The sequence below is a fragment of the Caldimonas thermodepolymerans genome, assembly GCF_015476235.1.
GTDB classification, from domain to species: Bacteria; Pseudomonadota; Gammaproteobacteria; order Burkholderiales; family Burkholderiaceae_C; genus Caldimonas; species Caldimonas thermodepolymerans.
Window position 1 is genome coordinate 3,613,618 of sequence record NZ_CP064338.1, and the last position, 22,967, is coordinate 3,636,584.

At 71.4% G+C, this 22,967-nt stretch carries 21 protein-coding genes; 7 read left to right on the forward strand and 14 right to left on the reverse strand.

Features of this window, described 5'->3' with window-relative positions; translation table 11 throughout:
- Window positions 1–18 precede the first annotated feature (18 nt).
- Window positions 19–1,056, forward strand: coding sequence for an aldo/keto reductase (locus IS481_RS17095; protein WP_104356432.1), 1,038 nt, complete (start codon window positions 19–21; stop codon window positions 1,054–1,056).
- Complete coding sequence (locus tag IS481_RS17100; protein WP_104356369.1) at window positions 1,053–2,276, forward strand: acyl-CoA dehydrogenase family protein; 1,224 nt, start codon at window positions 1,053–1,055, stop codon at window positions 2,274–2,276. The genes IS481_RS17095 and IS481_RS17100 overlap by 4 nt, the downstream gene beginning before the upstream one ends.
- A 72-nt stretch (window positions 2,277–2,348) precedes the next feature.
- Here IS481_RS17100 and IS481_RS17105 read toward each other — a convergent pair whose 3' ends face one another.
- From IS481_RS17105 to IS481_RS17135, 7 genes are all read right to left on the reverse strand, one after another.
- Entirely contained in the window at window positions 2,349–3,002 is a 654-nt protein-coding gene (locus IS481_RS17105) for an amino acid ABC transporter permease (protein ID WP_104356370.1), read from the reverse strand.
- A gap of 81 nt (window positions 3,003–3,083) precedes the next feature.
- Complete coding sequence (locus IS481_RS17110; RefSeq protein WP_198425437.1) at window positions 3,084–3,884, reverse strand: transporter substrate-binding domain-containing protein; 801 nt, start codon at window positions 3,882–3,884, stop codon at window positions 3,084–3,086.
- A 105-nt stretch (window positions 3,885–3,989) separates the two neighbouring features.
- Window positions 3,990–5,615 carry a tannase/feruloyl esterase family alpha/beta hydrolase gene (locus tag IS481_RS17115; protein WP_104356371.1) on the reverse strand — a complete coding sequence of 542 codons (1,626 nt, stop codon included), beginning with the start codon at window positions 5,613–5,615 and terminating at the stop codon, window positions 3,990–3,992.
- A 77-nt stretch (window positions 5,616–5,692) separates the two neighbouring features.
- Window positions 5,693–7,816 carry an alpha/beta hydrolase domain-containing protein gene (locus IS481_RS17120; protein WP_104356372.1) on the reverse strand — a complete coding sequence of 708 codons (2,124 nt, stop codon included), beginning with the start codon at window positions 7,814–7,816 and terminating at the stop codon, window positions 5,693–5,695.
- A 152-nt stretch (window positions 7,817–7,968) separates the two neighbouring features.
- A complete protein-coding gene (locus IS481_RS17125) occupies window positions 7,969–8,943 on the reverse strand; it encodes a Bug family tripartite tricarboxylate transporter substrate binding protein (protein ID WP_104356373.1) in 975 nt (324 codons plus the stop codon).
- Between the two features lie 58 nt (window positions 8,944–9,001).
- Entirely contained in the window at window positions 9,002–9,373 is a 372-nt protein-coding gene (locus tag IS481_RS17130; RefSeq protein ID WP_104356374.1) for an AtuA-related protein, read from the reverse strand.
- Window positions 9,370–10,737 (reverse strand): acyclic terpene utilization AtuA family protein, encoded by a 1,368-nt coding sequence (locus IS481_RS17135; RefSeq protein ID WP_104356375.1) that lies wholly within the window; start codon window positions 10,735–10,737, stop codon window positions 9,370–9,372. Before IS481_RS17135 ends, IS481_RS17130 begins: the two co-directional genes overlap by 4 nt.
- Before the next feature lie 114 nt (window positions 10,738–10,851).
- Between IS481_RS17135 and IS481_RS17140 the strand changes: the two genes are divergently transcribed.
- Window positions 10,852–11,766 (forward strand): LysR family transcriptional regulator, encoded by a 915-nt coding sequence (locus IS481_RS17140; protein ID WP_104356434.1) that lies wholly within the window; start codon window positions 10,852–10,854, stop codon window positions 11,764–11,766.
- A 15-nt stretch (window positions 11,767–11,781) separates the two neighbouring features.
- Here the strand turns inward: IS481_RS17140 and IS481_RS17145 are convergent, their stop codons facing one another.
- From IS481_RS17145 to IS481_RS17160, 4 genes are all read right to left on the reverse strand, one after another.
- A complete protein-coding gene (locus IS481_RS17145) occupies window positions 11,782–12,198 on the reverse strand; it encodes a DUF4260 domain-containing protein (RefSeq protein WP_104356376.1) in 417 nt (138 codons plus the stop codon).
- Between the two features lie 100 nt (window positions 12,199–12,298).
- Window positions 12,299–13,711 carry an efflux transporter outer membrane subunit gene (locus IS481_RS17150; protein ID WP_104356377.1) on the reverse strand — a complete coding sequence of 471 codons (1,413 nt, stop codon included), beginning with the start codon at window positions 13,709–13,711 and terminating at the stop codon, window positions 12,299–12,301.
- A gap of 7 nt (window positions 13,712–13,718) precedes the next feature.
- Complete coding sequence (locus IS481_RS17155; protein ID WP_104356378.1) at window positions 13,719–15,728, reverse strand: MacB family efflux pump subunit; 2,010 nt, start codon at window positions 15,726–15,728, stop codon at window positions 13,719–13,721.
- The gene (locus IS481_RS17160) at window positions 15,728–16,942 is read right to left on the reverse strand and encodes an efflux RND transporter periplasmic adaptor subunit (protein ID WP_104356379.1); all 1,215 of its coding nucleotides are present in this window, start codon (window positions 16,940–16,942) and stop codon (window positions 15,728–15,730) included. Before IS481_RS17160 ends, IS481_RS17155 begins: the two co-directional genes overlap by 1 nt.
- A 158-nt stretch (window positions 16,943–17,100) precedes the next feature.
- Between IS481_RS17160 and IS481_RS17165 the strand changes: the two genes are divergently transcribed.
- The gene (locus IS481_RS17165; RefSeq protein WP_104356380.1) at window positions 17,101–18,120 is read left to right on the forward strand and encodes a septal ring lytic transglycosylase RlpA family protein; all 1,020 of its coding nucleotides are present in this window, start codon (window positions 17,101–17,103) and stop codon (window positions 18,118–18,120) included.
- A 3-nt stretch (window positions 18,121–18,123) separates the two neighbouring features.
- On the opposite strand, the gene rsmI is transcribed toward IS481_RS17165, so the two are convergent.
- Window positions 18,124–19,023, reverse strand: coding sequence for a 16S rRNA (cytidine(1402)-2'-O)-methyltransferase (gene rsmI / locus IS481_RS17170; protein ID WP_104356381.1), 900 nt, complete (start codon window positions 19,021–19,023; stop codon window positions 18,124–18,126).
- On the opposite strand from rsmI, the gene IS481_RS17175 reads away from it, so the two are divergent.
- The 3 genes from IS481_RS17175 (at window position 19,016) to IS481_RS17185 (ending at window position 20,788) form a co-directional block, all read left to right on the forward strand.
- Complete coding sequence (locus tag IS481_RS17175; protein WP_104356382.1) at window positions 19,016–19,384, forward strand: YraN family protein; 369 nt, start codon at window positions 19,016–19,018, stop codon at window positions 19,382–19,384. The genes rsmI and IS481_RS17175 overlap by 8 nt on opposite strands.
- 127 nt (window positions 19,385–19,511) lie before the next feature.
- Window positions 19,512–20,108: a phosphoheptose isomerase gene (locus IS481_RS17180; RefSeq protein ID WP_104356383.1), complete on the forward strand. Its 597-nt coding sequence runs from the start codon at window positions 19,512–19,514 to the stop codon at window positions 20,106–20,108.
- Window positions 20,105–20,788 (forward strand): BON domain-containing protein, encoded by a 684-nt coding sequence (locus IS481_RS17185; protein WP_232529351.1) that lies wholly within the window; start codon window positions 20,105–20,107, stop codon window positions 20,786–20,788. The genes IS481_RS17180 and IS481_RS17185 overlap by 4 nt, the downstream gene beginning before the upstream one ends.
- Window positions 20,789–20,855: 67 nt before the next feature.
- Here IS481_RS17185 and IS481_RS17190 read toward each other — a convergent pair whose 3' ends face one another.
- Entirely contained in the window at window positions 20,856–21,749 is an 894-nt protein-coding gene (locus IS481_RS17190) for an NAD(P)-dependent oxidoreductase (protein WP_104356385.1), read from the reverse strand.
- A gap of 67 nt (window positions 21,750–21,816) precedes the next feature.
- Window positions 21,817–22,953: a PilT/PilU family type 4a pilus ATPase gene (locus tag IS481_RS17195; protein ID WP_104356386.1), complete on the reverse strand. Its 1,137-nt coding sequence runs from the start codon at window positions 22,951–22,953 to the stop codon at window positions 21,817–21,819.
- Window positions 22,954–22,967 lie beyond the last annotated feature (14 nt).

Consider the following 22,967-nt stretch of genomic DNA (forward strand, 5'->3'; position numbering starts at 1 on the left):
GCCACGACCACCATGAGCATCACCTACCGCTACCTGGGCCGCAGCGCCCTCAAAGTCTCCAACCTCGCCCTGGGCACGATGATGTTCGGCGGCCCCACGCCGGAAGCCGAGGCGCGCGAGATCATCGCCCGCGCCAAGTCGCAGGGCGTCAACTTCATCGACACCGCCGACGTCTACCAGAAGGGCGAGACCGAGCGCGTCGTCGGCCGCGCGATCAAGCAGGACCGCGACGACTGGGTGCTGGCCACCAAGTTCGGCAACCCGCTGGGCGAAGGCGTCAACCGCGGCGGCCAGTCGCGCAAGTGGATCATCGAGGCGGTGAACAACAGCCTGCGCCGGCTCGACACCGACTACATCGACCTGCTGTACTTCCACCGCGCCGACTTCGACGCCCCGCTGGGCGAGGCGGTGCGCGCCGTCGGCGACCTGATCCGCGCCGGCAAGGTGCGCTACTTCGGCGTCTCCAACTTCCGCGGCTGGCGCATCGCGGAAGTCGCGCATCTGGCCGACGCCGAAGGCATCGACCGCCCGATCGCCAGCCAGCCCCTCTACAACCTGGTCAACCGCACCGCCGAGGCCGAGCAGCTGCCCGCGGCCGCCGCCTACGGCCTGGGCGTGGTGTCCTACAGCCCGCTGGCGCGCGGGGTGCTGACCGCCAAGTACGAATCGCTGGACCATGCCGAGCCGGGCTCGCGGGCCGCGCGCAAGGACAAGCGCCTGCTCGAGACCGAATGGCGTGCCGAGTCGATCGAGATCGCGAAGAAGATCCGCGACTACGTGGCCGCACGCGACATCGACCCGGTGGACTTCGCGGTGGGCTGGGTGCTGAACAACCGGCTGGTCACCGCGACGCTGGCCGGCCCGCGCACGCTGGCGCAGTGGGAAGGCTACGTGAAGGCGCTCGAGTACCGCTTCACGCCGGAAGACGAGGCGCTGGTCGACAGCCTCGTCGCGCCGGGCCACCCGTCCACCCCCGGCTTCACCGATCCAGGCCATCCGGTCGAAGGGCGCGTGCCCTGCGTCGCGCCGGCCGGCAACGCGCAGGTGTCCGCATGAGCGCCGTCGCCGCCTTTGCCTCGCCGCGCCCGCGCACGCGCGAGGAGATCCTGGCCGGCCTGCCGGCGCTGGCAGCGGCCATTGCCGAGGGCGCCTCCGAGCGCGAGAAGCAGCACGTGCTGCCGTTCGAGCAGTTCAAGCTGGTGCGCGCCTCGGGGCTGGGCACGCTGCGCATCGGCCGCGAACAGGGCGGCCCGGGCGGCAGCATCGAGGACGTGATCCACGCCGTCACCACGCTGGCGGCGGCAGACTCCAACGTCGCCCACGCACTGCGCACGCACTTCAACACCTGCGAGCTGCTGCGCCTGGGTCCGCCCGAGCCGCACCGCCTGCGCCACATCCGGCTCATCCTCGAGGGCGCGCTGTTCGGCGGCGCGTTCACCGAGCAGGGCACGGCGCGCGCCGGGCAGAACACCACGCGCCTGGTGCGCGTGGGCAACGGCTGGCGCCTGCGCGGGCGCAAGTACTACACCACCGGCACCGCGTTCGCCGACTACGCCTCGGTGTTCGCCTTCGACGACGAGGAGCGCGGCGTCAACGCGGTGATCCCGGTCACGCGCGAGGGCGTGGAGATCCTCGACGACTGGGACGGCATGGGCCAGAACCTCACCGCCAGCAGCTCGATGGTGCTCAACGACGTGGAGGTGTTCGAGGACGAGATCGCCCCCGGCGAGCGCGACGACCTGGCCGGCCGGCACGCCTCGGCGCTGCGCCAGCTGATCCTGGTCGCCACCGCCGCGGGCATCGTGCGCAACGTGGTGTCCGATGCGGTGAACTACGTGCGCAGGCACGGCCGCCCGGCCATGCACAGCCCGGCCGAGACCGCGCGAGAGGACCACTTCGTGCAGCTGGTGATCGGCGAGCTGGGCGCGGCCAGCCATGCGATCGACGTGCTGGTGGCCGACGCCGCGCGCCAGCTGGACCGCAGCGCCGAGGCCATCCTGCGCCAGGCGCCCGATGCCGACGACGTGGTGCTGCAGGGCGCGCTCACCACCGCGCGCACGCAGCTGGTGGTCAGCCGCCTGGCGCTGGCCGCGGCCGAGCGCATGTTCGAGGCCGGCGGCGCCTCGGCCACCTCGCGCAAGCACAACTTCGACCGCCACTGGCGCAACCTGCGCACCATCTTCAGCCACAACCCGCTGCAGCACAAGGCGCGCATCCTGGGCGACCACGCGCTCAACGGGACGAAGACGCACCTGGTCGAAGGGCGCGTGTTCTGACGCGCCGGCCCGGCGCCCGGCCCGCCGGCGCCAGCCGCAGGGCCGGCGTCCTTTTCGTTGGCGGTGGCGGCCTCAGTGCGGAAACGCCAGCCGCCGCTCCATGAAGCGCTGCACGCGCTCGAACAGCAGGCTCAGCACCCAGTAGATGCCGGCCGCCCCCAGGTACAGCGGGAACGGTTGGAAGGTAGTGGAGATCAGTTCCTTGGTCGCGAGCATCAGCTCGGTCACCGCGATCACCGAGACCAGCGAGGTGTCCTTGATCAGGCTGATCAGGCTGTTGCTGAGGCTGGGCACGGCCATGCGCAGCGCCTGCGGCGCGACGACGTGGCGCAGCGTCTGGATGCGCGTCAGGCCCAGGCTCGTGCCGGCCATCCACTGGCCCTGCGGCACGCCCAGCACCGCACCGCGCAGGCTCTCGGACAGGTACGCCGCGACGTTGAGCGTCAGCGCCAGGATGCCGGCGGTCACCGGCGTGAACTCGATGCCCACGCTGGGCAGCCCGTAGTAGACGAGGAACACCTGCACCAGCAGCGGCGTGCCGCGCATCGCGCTGACGTAGACCGCGGCCGCCTGCGCCAGCACCGGCACCTGCAGCACGCGCAGCAGCGCGACGATGCTGGCCAGCGCCAGCCCCAGCACCATGGCCGAGACGGCGAACAGCAGCGTGTAGCCGGTGGCCTTGAGCATCACCGGCGCGGCGAATTCGAACAGCGCGATCAGGTCCATGAGGGGTGCATCCTCCCGTCCAACGAAAAAAGCCCTCTGCACGGGCAGAGGGCCGTCACGCCCCGGTGGCCGGCGGGCCTCTTATTGGGCCACAGGCGGCTTGCTCACGTCACGCCCGAACCACTTGTTCGAGATCTGCGCGAACGTGCCGTCGGCCTTGAGCGACTCCAGCGCCGCGTCGATGGCCTGCTTGAACTTCGGGTTGCCCTTGCGGAACGGGATCGCGTTGGTCTCGACCTTGCCGATCGGCGCGCCGGCCTTGACCGGCAGGCGGCTCTTCTGCGCCAGGTAGGGGATCAGCAGGCTGTCGTTGAGCGCGACGTCCACGCGGCCGGTGACCAGGTCCTGCAGGTACTCCGGCGCGCCGGGGTAGACCTTGACCGTCGCGCCAGGGATCGAGCGCGCCAGGTCCGCGTAGTTGCTGCCCTGGCTGACGCCGATGGTCAGGCCCTTGAGGTCGGCCTCGGAGCGGATCGGGCGCGTCTCGTTGGCGCGCACGATCAGCTGCGGGCTGGAGACCACGTAGGGCGCGCTGAAGTCGAACACCTGCTGGCGCTGCGGCGTGGCCGCCACCTGGTTGACGATCACGTCGTACTTGCCGGCCTGCAGGCCGGCCAGGATGCCGCTCCACTCGGTGGTGGTGAACTCGGCCTTGACGCCCAGCTTGCCCGCGATCGCCTCGGCGATCTCGACGTCGAAGCCGGTCAGCCGGCCCTGCTCGTCACGGAAGTTGAACGGCGGGTAGGTGCCCTCCACCGCGACGCGCAGCGTGCCACGCTGCTGGACCTCGTCGAGCAGGTCGGCCGCGTGGGCCACAGGCGCCGCGGCCAGGAAGGCGAGCATGAGGCCGGCCGAGGCCAGCCAGGTCTTGAGCAATCCCATATATCTATCCTGGAATTAAGATTGAAAACGTTATACGCCAGGAATCTATGGGAAAGCCAAAACCCTTGTCGCCCGGTGGGTTGTGGCCACCGGGCGCCGCTGCCCTCACTCGCAGCGGAAGCTGGCCGCGTCGTTCGGATCGCCTTGGCCGTCGTACACCGCCTGCTTCGGGTAGGCGCACAACGGCCGGGTCAGCGTCACCTGACCGCCCGCGACCCGCGAGGCGATGAAGTCGTCGGGCGCCTGGCCGGTTTCGACCCAGCGGTCCATCGCGGCCAGCAGGTCCCGCTGCGGCGCGACCGGCACCGCCGTGCCATCCCCGCGCAGCGTCGTCGCGCCGCTGCCGCCGCTGCAATGCCCCATGCCGGGGACGAGGAACAGACGGTAGAACGCATCGACCGCTTCCTGCGATCCCTGCGCGGTGCGCACGCCCTCGTAATAGTTGATGCTGTCGAAGGCGCTGACCACCGGATCGCTCCAGCCGTGGTAGACGAGCAGCTTGCCGCCGGCGGCCTTGAAGGCGGACAGGTCGGTGCTGGTCTGGTCCACCAGCGGCGAGATCTTCGCCCGGGCATAGCTGACATCGCGGTCGAAGTCGAAGGTCCACCAGTTCCAGTGCGGATCCTCGAAGACCCAGTACCGCCAGAAGTCGGCGCGCACCGGCTCGCCGGCCCCCATGTAGCTCGACCAGCCGGCCTCGCTGCCCACCGGCCAGCCGGGGTACAGCTGTTCGCCCGTGCGCGGGTTGCGCGGGCCCTGGTAGATGAGCTGGGCCGCACGGACCTGGTCGGCCGTCAGGCAGTCGGGCGCCTCGGCACCGGTGCATTGCAGCGACGTGACATCGAAGTGCGCGCTGGTGCAGGCCCGCGGGTCGTTGATGACGCCGTCGGTGACACCGTCGAGCGCGTCGCAGGCCGCGACCGCGCGCTCGGTGATCAGGCGCAGCTTCTGCGGCGTCACGTACTGCGTGAGGTTGTCGTTCTGCGGCCGGTTGGCGCGGAAGCGCCACATGAACTCGATGTTCAGCGCGGTCCGGTTGTTGCCCGGCGCGCCGGCGATGATCCCGTCGAAGTCCTCGGGGTAGCGCTGCGCCTCGGCGAATCCCTGGTGCCCGCCGGTCGAGCAGCCCAGGTAGTAGGCGCGCTGCGCCGCCTGCCCGCGTTTGGCCTCGAGCAATGCCTTGCCGGCCACGGTGATGGCATGGATCGAGCGGCTTCCCCAGTCGACGATGCGCTCGGGATAGGTCACGCCCCACAGCATGTCTTCGGTCTGGTGCCCGGTGTCGCCGCCCATCACCGCGTAGCCCTGGCGCATCGCGTAGGCCATGTCGCCATAGCTGAGCGCGGGACTGTAGCCACCGTTGCCGGTGGTCACGAGCTTGCCGTTCCAGGCCTCGCCTTCGGGCACCCACAGCTCGAAATGGATCTCGGATTGCGACGTCGGCGTCGCGACGGCTTCGATGCGGCAGAAGGCCGGCAGGTCGGCCAGCTGCTGCATCGTGCCGGGCGGGTTGTAGGTGCCGGCCTCGACCGGCGTCACGGCCTTGATCGTGGCCTGCTCGAGCTGCACGTCGGCAAAGGCCTCCAACGTGCAGGCGCGCGCTGCCGCCACGGGCGGCTCGTCCGCGGGGCTGCCCCCGCCTCCCCCTCCGCCGCCGCAAGCGGCCAGCAGCAGGGCCATCCAGGCGGGTGTGCAGCGCGCCAGGCGATGGTGCATGGTCTTCATCTTCATGGTCGGTCTCCTTCACGTCTCCAGGTCGGTCCTGCCGGCACGGCCCGTCACCCCGGACCGCACCGCGCAGGCGTGCGTCAGGGCAGCACGGGGTTGTCGATGGCCTGCTGGATCAGTCGGTCGGCGTCGCGCTGCAGCAGGAAGCGCTCGGCCACCAGGGCTTCGGCCGCCGTCCGGACGGCAGCGACATAGCCGGCTTGGTTGCCATAGAGCGATTCGAGCGAGGGGCGCGTGTCCCCCGCCGCAATGCGCTCGGCCTCGGTGCGATGGAACGGGATGAACGCGCCGCTCAGGTTGGCAAGGTCGTCCCACGCCGGGTTGGCAACGTAGTTGAACTCGATGCTGGTCCCGACGGGCGCGCGCACCGCAACGCTGCGGATGCCTGCCAGCGTGAGTCCCGTGTGCGGGTCGACCTGCGGCACGAGGATCGCGTAGTCGCGCCCGGTGTAGTGGGGCGGCAGGTACGTCGCGATGCCGGACTCGTCCTCGGGGATGTACTGCGGGCCGAAGTCGAGCAGCTTGAAGCCGTTGTGCAGCGCGCGGTACTGGAACTCCGGGATCTCGGTCGGCGTGCCGTCGACCGGCCACTTGACGCCACGCATCACCGGGAACGTCACCTGGTGCGGGCGCACCAGCGTGCCGTCGTCGATGCGCGGCACCTGGCTGTCCGGTGGCGGCACGTCGCGCACCACCCAGTCTTCCAGCGCGATGAAGAGGGCCCGGAACGTGTCGTTGAACTCGGCCACGGTGCCGCGCGGATACACGGTCGACGACGGCGACCAGCTGATGCTGGACAGCCCCCCGAGCCCGCCATGCTGGGTGCTCGAGTAGTAGTAGATGCGCACGTTGTCCGGCTGCTCGAGGTCGCGCAGGCCGAGCGCGTCGGTCAGCACCGGCGAGCCCTGCAGCTGCCAGAACTCCGTGCCCGACAGGCCAAGGAAGAACTTCGGACAGGCGTTGCTCTGCGTGCAACGCCGCATCACGCCGCCGCGCCGGCCCGCCACGTCGTCCTGATAGTCGGCGGCCAGCCCCCGCGGGGCGGTCTGCCCGAAGGCCGTATGGTCCGTGCGCAGCCCGCCACCGCCTCCCGGCACCGCGAAGCGCATGTTGACGTTGGTCTGGCGCGCCGCGACGTGCGCGAACATGCCGTCGCACACGCGCCGGCCGTCGCGTCCCTCGTTGAAGCCGAGGTGCAGGAACGTCTTCATCGCGTTGCCCGACTGCGACGTGCCCTGGCACAGCGTGTGGGTGATCCGCCCGGCCAGCGGGTTGGGATTGCCGTCGGCGTCGGCCTGCGCGTCGCGGAAGAAGCTGATGGTGTCGCGCAGCGCGGCCAGCCCCACGCCCATCACCAGCGGGTCGCGCGCCACGTAGACCAGCTCGTAGAGGTAGTCCGGGTCGAACCCTTCCTTCAGGCAGATGCGCGTCTCGTCGGGCGTGCCGGGAAAGGGGTTGTCGGTGGTGTTGCAGTCGGCGAACTTCCAGTCGCTCGCGGGAATCGGGATGCGCGGGTCGGTCTCCTTGACCCGCTTGGTCAGCGAATAGCCGGGCTGGGTGTTGTCCAGGCTGGCCGGCGGGTACGGCATCATCGTGCCGTTGAAGACGCCTCCGGGCAGGCTCATCACCGGGGTCGGCACGGCAGGCACCAGCTCGGCGCGGTACGGGCCGGTGATCGGCGAGCCGTCCGGGTTGCGCGCCACCGGCACGGTGACGGTCAGGCGGTTCGGGCTGCTCTTGGGCACGTCGCCCTGCCAGGCCGAGTACAGCAGCACGTAGCCGCGCTCGAAGTAGATCGCGTCGCTCGGGGCCGTGGCCAGGTTGGGCTCGGTCAGGACATTGCCGCGGTTGGGCGCGTCGTAGCGCAGCACCCCGCTGGCACGGCTCATGTCCTTGGGCTTGAGCATCATGAACTCGGCCGTGTACTCGACCATGCCGCGGTCGTTCACCGGCGCGAGCTCCAGGTCCTGGATGATCGCGTTGCGGGGATCGCGCGGATCGACCTCGCCCTGCAGCATGCCGCGCACCCGCTCGTATTCGCCCACGTCGCCGAAGCTGCCGGGGTAGGGCTCGACACTGGTGATGGTCAGGCGCATCTGCGGCTGCGGTCGGGGTTCGGGGCGGGTGCCTCCGCCGCCGCCACAGCCGGCCGCCAGGACCAACGCGCAGGCCCAGGGAAGGATGCGCAGGAAACCTCGTTTCATGGCTGTCTCCTTTCTTCCGGTGGAAGTCGGGGCGCGCGCAGGCAAAGCGCCGCCCCAGGGGCGGTTGCGCCGCCTCTGTCTGGTCGTCGCTGGATGACCGGGCTGCCGCGATGCAGCGCGCAGGGGCGCCGCATCACGCATCCGTCAGGGCGTCACTCGGGCTGGATGCCGGCGGCCTTGATGATCTCGCCCCACTTGCGCGTCTCGGCCGCCTGGAACTGCGCCAGCTCCTCGGGCGTGCCGGTGAACGGCTCGGAGCCGCTCGCCTCGAAGAAGGCCTTCGCGGCCGGGCCGTTCGTGGCGCGCCGCAGCAGTTCGTTGAGCCGCTGCACCACCGGCGCGGGCGTGCCGGCCGGCACGTAGGCCGCGAACCAGTAGCCGATCTCGTAGCCCGGCACGCCGGCCTCGGCGATGGTGGGCACCTGCGGCAGCAGCGGCGAGCGCTTGGCCGCGGTGACGCCCAGCGCGCGCAGCTTGCCGCCCTGGATCTGCGGCACGCCGGTGGACATGTCGGCGAACATCATGTCGATCTGCCGGCCCAGCAGGTCGGTGATCGCGTTGGGATTGCTCTTGTAGGGCACGTGCAGCAGCTGCACCTTGGCCATCTGCTGGAACAGCTCGCCGGCGGTGCGGCTGGACGAGCTGCCGCTGCCGAAGGACAGCTTGCCGGGGTTCTTGCGCGCGTGCTCGATGACGTCGGCCACCGTCTTGAACGGCGATTCCGGATGCACCACCAGCACCTGCCCGCCCTTGCCGAGCGCGGTGACCGGGGCGAAGTCCTTCACCGGGTCGTAGCCGATCTTCTTGTACAGGTGCTCGTTGGCCGCGTGCGTGGTGTTGGTCGTGATCAGCACGGTGTACCCGTCGGCCGGGGCGCGCGCCACCGCCTGCGCGGCCAGCATCCCGCTCGCACCGGCCTTGTTCTCGATCACCACGGGCTGCCGGGTCTCGGCCGTGAAGGCCTCGGCCAGCGCCCGCGCGATCTGGTCGGTGGCACTGCCGGCCGCGAACGGCACGACGAAGGTCACCGGCTTGTCGGGGTACGCCGAGGCGGCCGTGGCCGTGATGCCCAGGGCCAGCAAGGCGGTGGCAACAAGGCACTGGCGGCGGTTGAGGACGTGGGCCATGGTTTGTCTCCTTTTCTCTGTTGGATGTGGATGGGCGGGGAAGCGAAGCAGCGACGCCCTAGGGCGCGGGTGGCGGGCCGGCCAGCAGCAGGCCCAGCTCGGCCGGCAGCTCGACCGGCAGGTCCAGCAGCCAGAACGCCAGCGACTTGCCGTGCGTGTCGAGGTTGAGCGCGTCGTTGACGCCGCCGTCGAGCACGCCGTCGAGCACGAAGTTCATCGCGTGCAGCTGCGGCAGCAGGTAGCGCCGCACGCTGGTCGGCCCGCGGTGCGCGAAGTGCGCCTGCACGGCCTGCTCGGTGAGCTGCTCGACCAGCACCGGCCAGAAGTCGGGATGCCAGGCGATCACGCTGATGTTGGAGCGGTCGCCCTTGTCGCCGGCGCGCCCGTGCGCCAGGCGGTACAGCGGGACCTGCAGGGTCGCGGCGTTCATGCGGGAGCTCCCTGGTCGTCGACCATGAAGTAGCCGGCCGGCACCGCCTCGCGCGGCACCAGGCAGGACGCGATGCCCAGCCGCGGGCGCAACGCGGTGCGCACGCCACCGCCGCCGGCCGGGCCGCAGGTGTACAGCGCGGTGACCTCGCGCACCAGCACCTCGGCCGCCTCGCGCTGCGCGTGGTTGAGCGCGACGCGCAGGCGCACGTCGCGGGCGTCGCCGGCAGGATGGCCGTCCCACCAGCGACCGTCGTCGTCGGCGAACACGCTGGCCACCCCGACCAGGTCGAAGCGCAGCGGGCCGAGCCCGTCGAGCCGGCGGCGCAGGATGTCGGCCGCCAGCCGCGCCCGTGCCTCGGCGCGCGGGCCGGCATAGGAGATCTCGCCTTCGGCCAGCCAGCCGTTCTCGAAGCAGACGTTCACCTTGAGTCGCGCCGGGCGCGGATGCCCGCGCACGCCGGACAGCCGCACGCGGTCCGGGCCGACCTGGACGACCTCGGCGGCGGTGAGGTCGGCCACCACGTCCGGCGTCAGGTAGGCGGCCGGGTCGTGCACCTCGTACAGCAGCTGCTCCTTGACCGTGCGCACGTCGACCAGCCCGCCGGTGCCGGCGGGCTTGCCGATCACGCAGCTGCCGTCGTCGGCGATCTCGGCGATCGGGTAGCCGACGTGCGCGAGGTCGGGCACGTCCTTGTAGCCGGGATCGGCGAAGTAGCCGCCCGTGACCTGCGCGCCGCATTCGAGCAGGTGGCCGGCCATCGTCGCGCCGGCCAGGCGGTCCCAGTCGTCAGGCGCCCAGCCGTAGTGGGCCAGCACCGGGCCGACGGTCAGCGAAGGGTCGGCCACGCGCCCGGCCACGACGATCTCGGCGCCGGCGCGCAGCGCCTGCGCGATGGCCTCCGCGCCGAGGTAGGCGTTGGCGCTGACCACCGGCTGCGTCGGTGCCGCAGCGCCGAGCGCCTGCATCAGCATCGCGCGGTGTTGCGGGCCGCTCAGGTCGTCGCCGCGCACCACCGCGATGCGCGGCGGGCGCAACCCCAGCTCGCGTGCCAGCGCCTGGAGGCGCCGCGCCGCGCCGAGCGGATGGGCCGCGCCGAAGTTGCCGACGATGCGGATGCCCGCGTCCAGGCAGGCACCCAGCACCGGGCGCAGCATCAGGTCCAGCAGCGGCTCGTAGCCGGCCTGCGGCTGCTGGCGGCGCGCCAGCTGGGCCAGGGCCAGCGTGCGCTCGGCCAGCGTCTCGAAGATCAGCACGGCGGGGCCGCCGCTTTCTGCCAGCGCCTGCACCACGGGGCCGGCCGCATCGATGCGGTCCCCCGAGAAGCCGGCCGCGCAACCGACTCGCAGCAAGGGTGGGGTCATGGTCTCCTCGTTGCAGGACGGCCATGCCCGCCGCCCTGTCGTCAGGGGCCGACTCTAGGGCGTCGCGTTTCATCTGTGAAATCGAAAGTTGGTATAGATTGATCTGTCATGCAGATGAATCTGTCGACCCGGCAGCTGCGTGCCTTCCTGCACCTGGTGGAGGAACGCAGCTTCACCCGTGCGGCGACACTGTCGCACCTGTCGCAACCGGCCTTCAGCGCGCTGATCCGCTCGCTCGAGGACGAGCTGGGCGTGCGCCTGTTCGACCGCACCACGCGCAGCGTCGAGCTCACCGCCGAGGGTCGCGCCTTCGAAGCCGCGGCGCGGCGCGTGCTGCGCGAGGCCGAGGACGCCTGGACCGACGTGCGGCAGCTGGCGGCGCGCCAGCGCGGGCGCGTCGCGCTGGCCGTGCTGCCGGCACTGGCCGCCGGCTGGCTGCCGCAGGTGCTGGCGCGCTTCCATGCGCAGTGGCCGGGCATCCAGCTCGACGTGGCCGACGTGCTCTCGGAGGACTGCATCGAGCGCGTGCGCAGCGGACGCGCCGACCTGGCGCTGGCCGCCACGCGGGTGGACACGCCCGAGCTGCGCACCGAGCTGTTCTGCACCGACGACTTCCACCTCGTGTGCCGGCGTGACCATCCGCTGGCCACGCAGCCGCAGCTGCGGCTGGCCGACATCGCGGCGCACCCGATGATCCAGCTGTCGCGCTCGAGCAGCGTGCGGCAGTACGTCGAGGCCGCGATCCACCCGCTGCAGCTGAACACGATGATGGAGCTGGACCAGCTCAGCACCGTCGCGGGCATGGTGCGCGCCGGACTGGGCATCAGCGTGGTGCCGGCGCTGACGCTGTTCCACTTCGAGCACCCGCAGCTCGCCACGCGGCCGCTGCCGCTGCGCGGGCTCAAGCGGCAGATCTTCCTGGTGCGCCGACGCGACCGCAGCCTGTCGGTGGCGGCGCAGGCGATGTACGAGCAGCTGATGGCCCTGCGGCCCCGGCAGACCGCGCCGAACCGGCGGCGCGGCGCGTGAGCGCGTCGTGCGGGATCAAGCGGCGCGTTCCGGTGCCACGGGGGCGGCCTCGCGCGCCTCGCGCCCGATGCGGCCCAGGTGCGTGCAGCCGAAGCCGCGCGCGTACTTGAGGCCGTAGCCGAGCATGCGGTCGAAGCCGATGTGGGCGCACCAGATCAGCCCCGCGGCCAGCCACGCCGGCGAGGCCACGAGCACGCCCGCCACCAGGCAGGCCAGCGCGCCGGGATAGGCGTGCGTCGTGTTGTAGGCGAGCGCGCCCGCGCGCGCGCCGCCGAGGTAGGCCAGCAGCGCCAGGTCGGGCAGCAGGAAGCAGGCGGCAAACCAGCCCCAGCCGGCCCCGTGGTGCGCGTAGCAGGCGACGGACGCCGCCAGGACGCAGGCGCCCTCCAGCCGCAGCAGGGTGCGGACGCCTCCCGTGGTGATGCCTTGCATGGGCCTCCTCGATGCGTTGACAACGTGGTGCGATGCGCCACGCGCAGGACGTGCGCGGCGCGCGAGCCCCCATTCTGTCAGGCGGCGCGCCGCCTTGCGCTCAGATCGAGCCGCCCAGGGCCAGGTACAGCGCCACCTGGTTGTTCAGCTGCGCGAGCCGGTTCTCGGCCAGTGCATCCTCGGCGCGGCGGCGGCTTTCCTGGGCATCGAGCCAGTTCTTCAGCGGCACTGCGCCGTTGCGGTAGCGCACCTCGTAGAGCCGCTCGACCTCGCGCGCCGACTGCAGCGATTGCAGCAGCCGCGCGCCCTGCTCGGCCAGCTCGGCGCGCGCCGACAGCGCGTCCTCGACCTCGCCGAAGGCGGTGTAGAGCGTCTGGCGGAACTGCACCACCGCGCGCTCGTAGGCGGTGTGCGCCAGCTCGTTGTCGAGCTGGCGCTGCTGCACCTGCAGGAACGGCAGTGTCAGGCCCGCGCCCAGCACCGCATACGGGTTGGACAGCAGGTTGACCAGCGCGGTGCTCGCGCTGCCCAGGCCCGCCGTGAGGCTGAGCGCCGGGTAGTAGCTCGCGCGCGTCGCGTCGGCGTCGGCCAGCAGCGCGCGCAGCCGCGCCTCGGCGGCGCGCAGGTCGGGGCGGCGCCCCAGCAGCTCGGCCGGCAGGCCCGGCGCGACCGGCGGCAGCTCCAGGTCGGGCAGCGCCTGCGGCTCCTGCGGCAGCACATCGGCCAGCGCGCCGGCCCCCGGGGCGCGGTCGAACAGCAGCGCCAGCGCATGGCGCGTCTCGGTGCGCTGCTGCTGCAGGGCCGACAGCGAGGCGCGCTGCGAGGCCACGGCCTGCGCCGCCTCGTTGAGCTCCAGCGACGACACCGCCCCGGCCTGGTACTGCGTGCGCACCAGCTCCTGGGTGCGCTCGGCATGGGCGACGCTGGCCTCCGCGCTGGCAATGCGCTGGTTCAGGTAGCCCAGCTGCCAGTACAGGCGCGCCACCGTCGCGGCCATCGACAGCGTGGCCGCCTGCAGGTCCTCTTCGGTGGCCGTGGCTTCCCACTGCGCGGCGTCGTTGACGCTCGCGACGCGGCCCCACAGGTCGATCTCGTAGCTGACGTTGACGCTGGCGCCGAAGCTGCGCGTGGTGCGGGCGTCGCCGTCCAGCTCGCGGCGGCCCTGGGCGCTCACCGAGCCGGACACCGAGGGCCGGCCGGCCGCATCCACCAGCCCGGCCTGCAGCTGCGCACGGCGCAGGTCCAGCGCGGCGGCGGCCAGGTCGTTGTTGCGCGCGAAGGCGGCGTCGACCAGCGCGTCGAGCGTCGGGTCATCGAAGGCGCGCCACCAACGGTCGGCCGGGGCGGCCGCTGCCGAGGTCGACGCCGCCGGGGTGGTCGACCACGCGGCGGGCAGCTCGGCGGCCGGCCGCTCGTAGGGCGTGCGCAGCGTGCTGCAGCCTGCCATCGCAAGCGCCAGGGCCAGTGCGCCCAGACGCAGGGAAACGGAGGGACGGGAGGAAAGTCGGTTCATCGCTCGATCAGTCGCGCGACAGCGCGTCCACCGGATTGAGGCGCGCCGCACTGCGCGCCGGAAGGAAGCCGAACACGATGCCGATCAGCGTCGAGCAGGCGAACGCCGCCAGCATCGACAGGCCGGAGAACGACAGCGTGAAGTCGCTCGAGAAGCGGGCGAACACGGCGCCGAACGCCAGCGCGCCCAGGATGCCCAGGATGCCGCCGCACAGGCACACCAGCACCGCCTCGATCAGGAACTGCTGCTGGATGTCGGCCTGCCGCGCGCCCACGGCCATGCGCACGCCGATCTCGCGGGTGCGTTCGGTGACGCTGACCAGCATGATGTTCATCACGCCGATGCCGCCCACCAGCAGCGAGATCACCGCGATCGACGAGATCAGCAGCGTCATCGTGCGCGTGGTGCTCTCGATGGTCTGGCGGATGCTGTCGGTGTTGAGGATGTAGAAGTCCTCGCGGCCGTGCAGGCGCGTCATCAGCTGCTTGATGCCGGATTCGGCGGCGCTCATCGGCGCGTCGTCGGCCACCCGCACCGTGATGCTGCGCAGGTAGGGCTGGCCCAGCAGTCGGTACATCGCGGTGGTGTACGGCACGTAGACGTTGAGGCTGTCGGCGCTGGCGCCGAAGCCGGTGCTCTTGCCCGTCACGCCCACCACGTAGACCGGCATGCCCCCCAGCAGCAGCACCTGGCCGACCGGGTCGGTGCGCGGGAACAGCGCGCGGCGCGCGTTGTCGTCGATCACCGCGACCTGCGCGTACTGCTGCACCGCGGCACGGTCGAAGGCCATGCCCTCGGCGATGGTGAGCCCCCGCACGCGGAAGTACTGCTCGCCCACGCCGCTGACCGTCACCGAGGCCTCGGTGTTGCCGAAGCGCGCGGTCAGCGACGTGCTCACGTTGGGCGTGACGCTGTCCACGTAGGCCTGCTGCGCCAGTGCGTCGGCATCCGAAGGCTTGAGCGTGCGGATGCGGCTGGCGCGCGGGTCGCCGAAGCCGGTGCCGGAGTAGATCTCGATGGTGTTGGTGCCCATCGCGCTGATGTTGGCCAGCACCTGCTGGCGCGATCCCTCGCCCAGCGCGACCACCGACACCACCGAGGCGATGCCGATGATGATGCCGAGCATGGTCAGGAAGGTGCGCATGCGGTGCGCGTTCATCGCCATCAGCGCCATGCGGAAGGCTTCGGCCAGCCGGTCGGCATGGCGCCCCAGGCTCGCGTAGGTGCCGCCGCGTTCCTGCAGCGCCCCCGGTGCGGCGCCCTGCGGCACGGTGGCGGTCGGCGCGTCCGGGTTGGCCCGGTCGGAGACGATCTCGCCGTCGCGGATCTCGACGATGCGCTGCGCGTGCGCCGCGACCTTCATGTCGTGCGTGACGATCACGACGGTGTGGCCCTGGGCGTGCAGCTCGCTCAGGATCTTCAGCACCTCCTCGCCGGAATGCGTGTCCAGCGCGCCGGTCGGCTCGTCGGCCAGGATCACGCTGCCGCCGTTCATCAGCGCCCGCGCGATCGAGACGCGCTGCTGCTGGCCGCCCGAGAGCTTGCCCGGCACGTGCTGCATGCGCTCGCCCAGGCCCAGCCGCTCGAGCAGCTGGCGCGAACGCTCGTGGCGCTGCTCGCGCGGCACGCCGGCATAGACCGCCGGCACTTCGACGTTGCCCTGCGCGGTCAGGTCCGACAGCAGGTGGTAGCGCTGGAAGATGAAGCCGAAGTACTCGCGCCGCAGTGCGGCCAGCTCGTCGGCATCCAGGGTGGCGACCTCGCGCCCGCCGATGCGGTAGCTGCCGCGCGTGGGCTGGTCCAGGCAGCCGAGGATGTTCATCAGCGTCGACTTGCCCGAGCCGGACTGGCCGACGATGGCCACCATCTCGCCGGCACGGATGTCGAGGTTGATGTCCTTGAGCACCGCCAGCGTGCCTTCGCCGGCCGGGAACTCGCGCCAGATGCCGCGCAGGCTCAGCAGCGGCTCGTCGGCGGCCGCGGCACCGGCCAGCTGACGGGGGTCGGGGCGCTCCATCACAGCCTCCGCGGCATGCGCATCGGCTGCCCGCCTTGCGGGGCGCTGGCCGGGGCGGCGGTGCCGGTGATGACCTTCTCGCCTTCGTTCAGGCCTTCGAGCACCTGGGCCTGCACGTTGTTGTCCATGCCCACGCGCACCAGGCGCTCCTGCACGCGCCCCTGCGCGTCGAGCACCTTGACCACGCGGCGGCCGTCACCCTGCACTGCGCCCAGCGCCGAGGACGGGATGATCAGCGCATCGCGCGCCTCGCCGCGCACGATGTGCACGTTGGCCGTCATCGAGATGCGCAGCTTGCCGTCCGGGTTGGGCACGTCGAACAGGCCGTTGTAGTAGATCGCCGTGGCGCTGGTCGCGCTGCTGGACGAGCTGCCGCCTGCGCCGCCGGAGCTGCTGCTGGCGATCGCGTCGGTGGCCGGCTCGATGGTGCGCAGCGTGGCTTCATAGCGGTGCTCGGGCTCGCCCAGCACGGTGAAGTACACGCGCTGGCCCGGCTTGACGGTGACCACGTCGGCCTCGGAGATCGATGCCTTGACGGTCATCACGTCGGTCTGCGCGACGATGATGATGGTCGGGGCCGACTGGTTGGCGTTGACCGTGGTGCCCTCCTCGGTGACGACCGCCACCACCTGGCCGTCGATCGGCGAGGTGATCTGCGTGTAGCCGAGGTTGACCTTGGCGGTCTCCAGGCTGATGCGCGCCTGCTCGACCTGGGCCTTGAGCGCCTCGACGTTGGCCTGGCTGGTGCGGAACGCCGCCTGCGCCGCTTCGAGGTCCGCCTGCGAGGTGGCGTCGGCCGCGCGCATCTGCTCCTGGCGGCGCAGCGTCAGGCGCTGCTGCTCGAGCTGGGCCTCGGCCGAGCGCAGCTGCGCGCGCACGTTGGCCAGCGCCGCCTCGGCGTTGAGCAACGCGTTGCGCTGGGTCATCGAGTCGATCTCGGCGACCAGCTGGCCCTTCTTCACGCGGTCGCCCAGCGCGACCTTGAGCGACTTGACCTGGCCGGACACCTGCGCGCCGACGTTGACCTGCTTGTAGGCCATCAGCGTGCCGGTGGCCAGCACGGTGTCCTCGATCGCGCCACGGCGCACCTCGGCCGTGACGTAGGTCGGTTGCGCCGTGCGGGCGGCGTAGTAGCGCCAGCCGGCGAAGGCGGCCACCGCGACGACGGCGGCCAGCAGGACGTTGCGTACGAGGGGAGAAACACGGAATGCCATGGTGCGGGATGATGGGGCACGCGCTTGGCGCGCACGTGTCCGACAGGTAAAGCCTTTGTAAAGCGATGCGATGCTCGCACAACACGGGCGCGCCGGGCGTGCGACCGGTCACGAATCGCGCTTGAGCAGGGCGGGCCGGGTCGTTTACGCTTCGCCCCATGTCTGGCCTGCCCCCCTCCCTGCGCGCGCCGGCACTGGCCGCGGCCCTGTGTGCAGCCGCCGTGCTGGCCGGTTGCGGCTCGGCGCCCAAGCGCGGCGGCGGCTACTACAAGGACGACGGCCCGGGCGCCAACCCGCCCGCCGGACTGTCCTCGAAGCCGGATGCCGAACCCCGCATCGAGCCCTATGCCCGCGGCACGCTGCGTCCGTACACGGCGCTCGGACGCAGCTTCATGCCGATCACCGACGACCGACCGTTCCGCCAGCGTGGGCTCGCGTCCTGGTACGGACGCAAGTTCCACGGCAAGCCCACGGCCAGCGGCGAGCCCTACGACATGTACGAGATGACCGCCGCGCACCCGACGCTGCCGCTGCCCAGCTACGCACGCGTGCGCCACCTCGCCTCGGGGCGCGAGGTCATCGTGCGCGTCAACGACCGGGGGCCCTTCCACGACGGCCGCATCATCGACCTCAGCTATGCCGCGGCGCTGAAGCTGGGCTTCGTGCAGCAGGGCAGCGCGATGGTGGAAGTCGAGCGCATCACGCACGCCGACATCCGTGCCGGCACCTGGCAGCGCAGCCCCGCCCCCGAGGCCACCGCGGTGGCCCAGGCCCCTGCCCCGCCGCCCCCCGCACCCGCACCGGCACCCGTCCCTGCGCCCGCCCCGGCGGTCGTCCCGGTCGCCGCCCCGGTGACGGTGGCCGCCGCCCCCGCGGCGCCTGCACCTGCGGCCGAACCCGCGCCGGCGCCCCCACCCGCCCCGGCGCCTGCGGCGGCGCCCGCGAGCGGCGGCTTCTGGGTGCAGCTGGGTGCGTTCCGCCAGCGCGAGGGCGCCGACAGCTTCCGGCGCCAGGTGGCGGACGAGGCAGGCTGGCTCTCGCCGCTGCTGGCGGTGTTCGACGACGCCTCGCTGTTCCGGCTGCAGGCCGGGCCGTATGCGACGCGCGACGAGGCCGCGGGCATCGCCGAGCGCATCCGCGACGCGCTCAAGCTGGTGCCGCTGATCGTCGAGCGCTGAGCCTCACTCGCCCTTGAGCTGCAGCGCGCGCTCGTAGAGCGGGTTGCGCGGCGCGCCGGTCAGCTGTGCGGCCAGCGCGACGGCCTGCTTGAGCGGCAGCGCCTCCATCAGCGCCCGCAGCGCCGGCTCGGCCCGCGCCAGCGCATCGTCGGCGGCCTGCGCCTGGCCGTGCAGCACCAGCACGAACTCGCCCTTGCGCCGGTTCGCGTCCGTCCCGAGCCAGGCGGGCAGCTCGGCGGCCGTCATCGTCGCGATGGTCTCGAACTGCTTGGTCAGCTCCCGGCACATGGTGAGCCGCCGCGCGCCGGCGGCCTGCGCCAGCGCGGCGGCCAGCGCCTCGATGCGGTGCGGCGCCTCGAAGAGAACCTGTGCCTCGGGCCGGCGCGCCAGGTCCTGCACGGCCTGCTCGAGCTCGCGCGCCTTGGTGGGCAGGAAGCCCACGAAGCGGAAGCCGCCGGGCTGCACGTCGCCTGCGGCGCTGAGCGCCGCGGTGGCGCTGCTGGCGCCGGGCACCGGCACCACGGCGTGGCCGGCCTGCTGCACCGCCGCCACCAGCCGCGCGCCGGGATCGGACACCGCCGGGGTGCCGGCGTCGCTCACGTAGGCGACGCGCTCCCCGGCGGCGAGCCGCTCGACCACGCGCTGCGCGGCCTCGCGCTCGTTGTGCTCGTGCACCGCCAGCAGCGGCCGCTCGATGCCGTAGTGGCGCAGCAGCGCCGCGGTATGGCGGGTGTCCTCGCAGGCCACGGCGTCGACCAGCTGCAGCACGTGCAGCGCGCGCAACGTGATGTCGGCCAGGTTGCCGATCGGCGTGGCGACCACGTAGAGCGCGCTTGCGGGATACTGCTGGCCGCCTGCCGCCTCGGCGGCAGCCTGCAACAACAACGAGGCGTCGATGGTCACGACGAAGGCCCTGGGTGATGAAGGGGAGGAACGCGCGCTGGCGCACCTGCGGCGCGCGGGGCTGGAACTGGTGCAGCGCAATTATCGCGTCGCGGGCGGCCCGGGACGGCCGGCCGCCGAGGTCGACCTGATCCTGCGCGAGCGCGACGGCACGCTGGTGTTCGTCGAGGTGCGGCAGCGCCGCTCGAGCGGCTTCGGCGGCGCGGCGGCCAGCGTCACGCCGGCCAAGCAGCGCCGCATCGTGCGCGCCGCGCAGCACTACCTGCTGCAGCTGCGCACCCCGCCGCCCTGCCGCTTCGACGTGGTGGCCATCGACGGCGACGGCCTGCAGTGGTTCAAGGCGGCATTCGAGGCCTCGTAGCACGCCGTTGCGAACCCCGTGGAACCCTGCCGGAAACATGGGGTCACACGGCCGTGACTTATGATCCCTCCCGCATCGGACCGCGCGCCGGTGCCTCCCTCCATTCCCTCGAGGACCGCCCCCAGCCATGCTGGAACAACGGATACAACAACAGTTTTTCGAAAGCGCAGACCTGAAATACCAGGCAGCCGACCTGCTGGCGCGTCCGATCGCCGATGCGGTGCAGGCCATCGTCGGCTGCATCACCGCGGGCGGCAAGGTACTCGCCTGCGGCAACGGCGGCTCGGCCGGCGACGCGCAGCACTTCGCGGCCGAACTGGTCGGCCGCTTCGAGCGGGAGCGCCCCGGCCTCGCGGCCATCGCGCTCAGCACCGACACCTCGGTGCTGACGGCGGTGGGCAACGACTACGGCTTTGCCCGGATCTTCTCCAAGCAGGTGCAGGCCCTGGGCCAGCCCGGCGACGTGCTGCTGGCGATCTCGACCAGCGGTAACTCTGCCAACGTCCTGGAGGCGATCCAGGCCGCGCACGACAAGGAAATGACCGTCGTGGCCCTGACCGGGCGCGGCGGCGGCAAGATCAAGGAGCTGCTGGCGGAAACCGACGTGCACATCTGCGTGCCGCACGATCGCACCGCACGCATCCAGGAAGTCCACCTGCTCGTGTTGCACTGCCTGTGCGACGCGATCGACACCCAATTGCTCGGAGAACAGGACCACGCATGACCCGCACCCGTACCTCCTCGTTTCTGGCCCGCGCCATGACCCGCCCGGTCGTGGCCGCCCTTGCTGCCGCCACGCTCGCTGCCGGGCTGTCGGCCTGTGCTCCCCTGGTCGTCGGCGGCGCGATGGTCGGCGGCGTGATGGTCGCGCTGGACCGCCGCACCTCCGGCGCCCAGGTCGAGGACCAGGCCATCGAACTGAAGGCGATCAACCGCATCAAGGAAGTCGCCGGCGACCGCGTGCACGTCAACGCCACCAGCTTCAACCGCATGGTGCTGCTGACCGGCGAGGTGCCCACCGAGGAAGACAAGCAGGCCATCGAGCTGGCGGTCTCGCGCATCGAGAACGTGCGCTCCATCGTCAACGAGCTGGCGGTGATGGAGAAGAGCTCGCTGGCCTCGCGCTCCAGCGACGTGATCCTGGCCGGCAAGGTCAAGGCCACGCTGGTCGACGCGCGCGACATCCAGGCCAACGCGTTCAAGGTGGTCACCGAGCGCGGCATCGTCTACCTGATGGGCATCGTCACCGAGCGCGAGGCCAACCGCGCCTCGGACCTGGCGCGCAGCGTCAGCGGCGTGCGCAAGGTGGTGCGCGTGTTCGAGATCGTCAGCGAGGAAGAGCTGGCCCGCATCCTGCCCAAGACCGAGCCGGCCGACACCAGGACCGACCCGGCGGCGCAGTAAGACCCGCCTCGCCCCAAACGCAAAAGGCTCCCGCGGGAGCCTTTTGCGTCGCCCGGGTGGCAGCGCTTCAGCGCAGCCGGCGGATCAGGCTGGAAGTGTCCCAGCGCCCGCCGCCCATGGCCTGCACCTCGGCGTAGAACTGGTCGACCAGCGCGGTGACCGGCAGGCACGCGCCGTTGCGGCGGGCTTCGTCCAGGCACAGGCCCAGGTCCTTGCGCATCCAGTCGACCGCGAAGCCGAAGTCGAACTCGTCGCGCACCATGGTCGGTCCGCGGTTCTCCATCTGCCAGCTCTGCGCCGCGCCCTTGCTGATCACGTCGAGCACCGCGTTCATGTCCAGGCCCGCCTTCTGGCCGAAGGCGATCGCCTCGGACAGGCCCTGCACCAGGCCGGCGATGCAGATCTGGTTGACCATCTTGGCCAGCTGCCCTGCGCCGCTGTCGCCCAGCAGCGTGACCGCCTTCGAATAGGCCATCGCGACCGGCTTCATCTTCTCGAACGCGGCCGCGTCGCCGCCGCACATCACGGTCAGCACGCCATTGATGGCGCCCAGGTTGCCACCCGAGACCGGCGCGTCGACGAACGCGAAGCCGCGCTTGCGGGCGATCGCGCTCAGCTCGCGCGCGACGTTGGCCGAGGCGGTGGTGTGGTCGACGAAGATCGCGCCGGCCTTCATGGCGGCGAAGGCGCCGTGCTCGCCGGTCGTGACGCTGCGCAGGTCGTCGTCGTTGCCCACGCAGGCGAACACGATGTCCGCGCCCTGCGCCGCTTCGGCCGGGGTCTTCGCCAGCGTGCCGCCGTACTCCTGCACCCAGCGCTCGGCCTTGGCCGTGGTGCGGTTGTAGACCGTCACCTTGTGCCCGGCACGGGCCAGGTGGCCGGCCATCGCATAGCCCATCACGCCCAGGCCGATGAAGGCGACGGCATGCGGGGTGATGGGGTCGTAGGTCTTCGTGCTCATTCGATGCTCCTCAAGCGACGAAGGCCCCGAGCCGCTCGGCGGGGCTCGGGGCCGGGTGGCGACGGGCTCAGACGATGGTCAGGTGCTCGGTGCCGGCCGCCAGGTCGGCGTTGCGCGCGCGCTGGCTGTTGAGCTTGATCTGCAGCCGCAGGTCGTTGACCGAATCGGCGTTGCGCAACGCGTCCTCGTAGGTGATGAAGTTGCCTTCGTAGAGGTCGAACAGCGCCTGGTCGAAGGTCTGCATGCCCAGCTCGCGGCTCTTCTTCATGATCTCCTTGATCTCGGCGACCTCGCCCTTGAAGATCAGCTCGGAGATCAGCGGCGTGTTCAGCAGGATCTCGACCGCCGCGATGCGGCCCTTGCCCTCCTGGCGCGGCAGCAGGCGCTGCGAGACCATGGCCTTGAGGTTGAGCGACAGGTCCATCAGCAGCTGGGCGCGGCGCTCCTCGGGGAAGAAGTTGATGATGCGGTCCAGCGCCTGGTTCGCGCTGTTGGCGTGCAGCGTGGCCATGCACAGGTGGCCGGTCTCGGCGAAGGCCACCGCGTGCTCCATCGTCTCGCGGTCGCGGATCTCGCCCATCAGGATCACGTCCGGCGCCTGGCGCAGCGTGTTCTTCAGCGCCGCCTCCCAGCCGTCGGTGTCGATGCCGACCTCGCGCTGGGTGACGATGCAGTTCTTGTGCGGATGCACGAACTCGACCGGGTCCTCGATCGTGATGATGTGGCCGTAGGAGTTCTCGTTGCGGTAGTCGACCATGGCCGCCAGCGTCGTGCTCTTGCCCGAGCCCGTCGCGCCCACCATGATGACCAGGCCGCGCTTGGTCATCGCGATTTCCTTGAGCACCTGCGGCAGGCCCATCGCGTCGATGGTCGGCAGCGTCTGCGGGATCACCCGCAGCACCAGGCCGACCTGGCCCTGCTGCACGAAGGCGTTGACGCGGAAGCGCCCGATGCCCTGCGGCGCGATCGCGAAGTTGCATTCCTTGGTGCGCTCGAACTCCGCGGCCTGCTTGTCGTTCATGATGGAGCGCGCCAGCGCCATCGTGTGCTGCCCGGTCAGCGGCTGGGGCGAGACCTTGGTGACGCGGCCGTCGACCTTGATGGCCGGGGGAAAGTCGGCCGTCAGGAACAGGTCCGAGCCGTTGCGGGCGATCATCAGCCGCAGCAGGTCGTTGATGAATTTGGAGGCCTGATCTCGTTCCATGGCGTCGGTCCGAT

Bases quoted from the DNA above. Each gene is read 5' to 3' on its own strand.
- IS481_RS17100 (WP_104356369.1), top strand. From the start codon at position 1,053: ATGAGCGCCGTCGCCGCCTTTGCCTCGCCGCGCCCGCGCACGCGCGAG.
- IS481_RS17105 (WP_104356370.1), bottom strand. From the start codon at position 3,002: ATGGACCTGATCGCGCTGTTCGAATTCGCCGCGCCGGTGATGCTCAAG.
- IS481_RS17110 (WP_198425437.1), bottom strand. From the start codon at position 3,884: ATGGGATTGCTCAAGACCTGGCTGGCCTCGGCCGGCCTCATGCTCGCC.
- IS481_RS17115 (WP_104356371.1), bottom strand. From the start codon at position 5,615: ATGAAGATGAAGACCATGCACCATCGCCTGGCGCGCTGCACACCCGCC.
- IS481_RS17120 (WP_104356372.1), bottom strand. From the start codon at position 7,816: ATGAAACGAGGTTTCCTGCGCATCCTTCCCTGGGCCTGCGCGTTGGTC.
- IS481_RS17125 (WP_104356373.1), bottom strand. From the start codon at position 8,943: ATGGCCCACGTCCTCAACCGCCGCCAGTGCCTTGTTGCCACCGCCTTG.
- IS481_RS17130 (WP_104356374.1), bottom strand. From the start codon at position 9,373: ATGAACGCCGCGACCCTGCAGGTCCCGCTGTACCGCCTGGCGCACGGG.
- IS481_RS17135 (WP_104356375.1), bottom strand. From the start codon at position 10,737: ATGACCCCACCCTTGCTGCGAGTCGGTTGCGCGGCCGGCTTCTCGGGG.
- IS481_RS17140 (WP_104356434.1), top strand. From the start codon at position 10,852: ATGAATCTGTCGACCCGGCAGCTGCGTGCCTTCCTGCACCTGGTGGAG.
- IS481_RS17145 (WP_104356376.1), bottom strand. From the start codon at position 12,198: ATGCAAGGCATCACCACGGGAGGCGTCCGCACCCTGCTGCGGCTGGAG.
- IS481_RS17150 (WP_104356377.1), bottom strand. From the start codon at position 13,711: ATGAACCGACTTTCCTCCCGTCCCTCCGTTTCCCTGCGTCTGGGCGCA.
- IS481_RS17155 (WP_104356378.1), bottom strand. From the start codon at position 15,728: ATGGAGCGCCCCGACCCCCGTCAGCTGGCCGGTGCCGCGGCCGCCGAC.
- IS481_RS17160 (WP_104356379.1), bottom strand. From the start codon at position 16,942: ATGGCATTCCGTGTTTCTCCCCTCGTACGCAACGTCCTGCTGGCCGCC.
- IS481_RS17165 (WP_104356380.1), top strand. From the start codon at position 17,101: ATGTCTGGCCTGCCCCCCTCCCTGCGCGCGCCGGCACTGGCCGCGGCC.
- IS481_RS17175 (WP_104356382.1), top strand. From the start codon at position 19,016: ATGGTCACGACGAAGGCCCTGGGTGATGAAGGGGAGGAACGCGCGCTG.
- IS481_RS17180 (WP_104356383.1), top strand. From the start codon at position 19,512: ATGCTGGAACAACGGATACAACAACAGTTTTTCGAAAGCGCAGACCTG.
- IS481_RS17185 (WP_232529351.1), top strand. From the start codon at position 20,105: ATGACCCGCACCCGTACCTCCTCGTTTCTGGCCCGCGCCATGACCCGC.
- IS481_RS17190 (WP_104356385.1), bottom strand. From the start codon at position 21,749: ATGAGCACGAAGACCTACGACCCCATCACCCCGCATGCCGTCGCCTTC.
- IS481_RS17195 (WP_104356386.1), bottom strand. From the start codon at position 22,953: ATGGAACGAGATCAGGCCTCCAAATTCATCAACGACCTGCTGCGGCTG.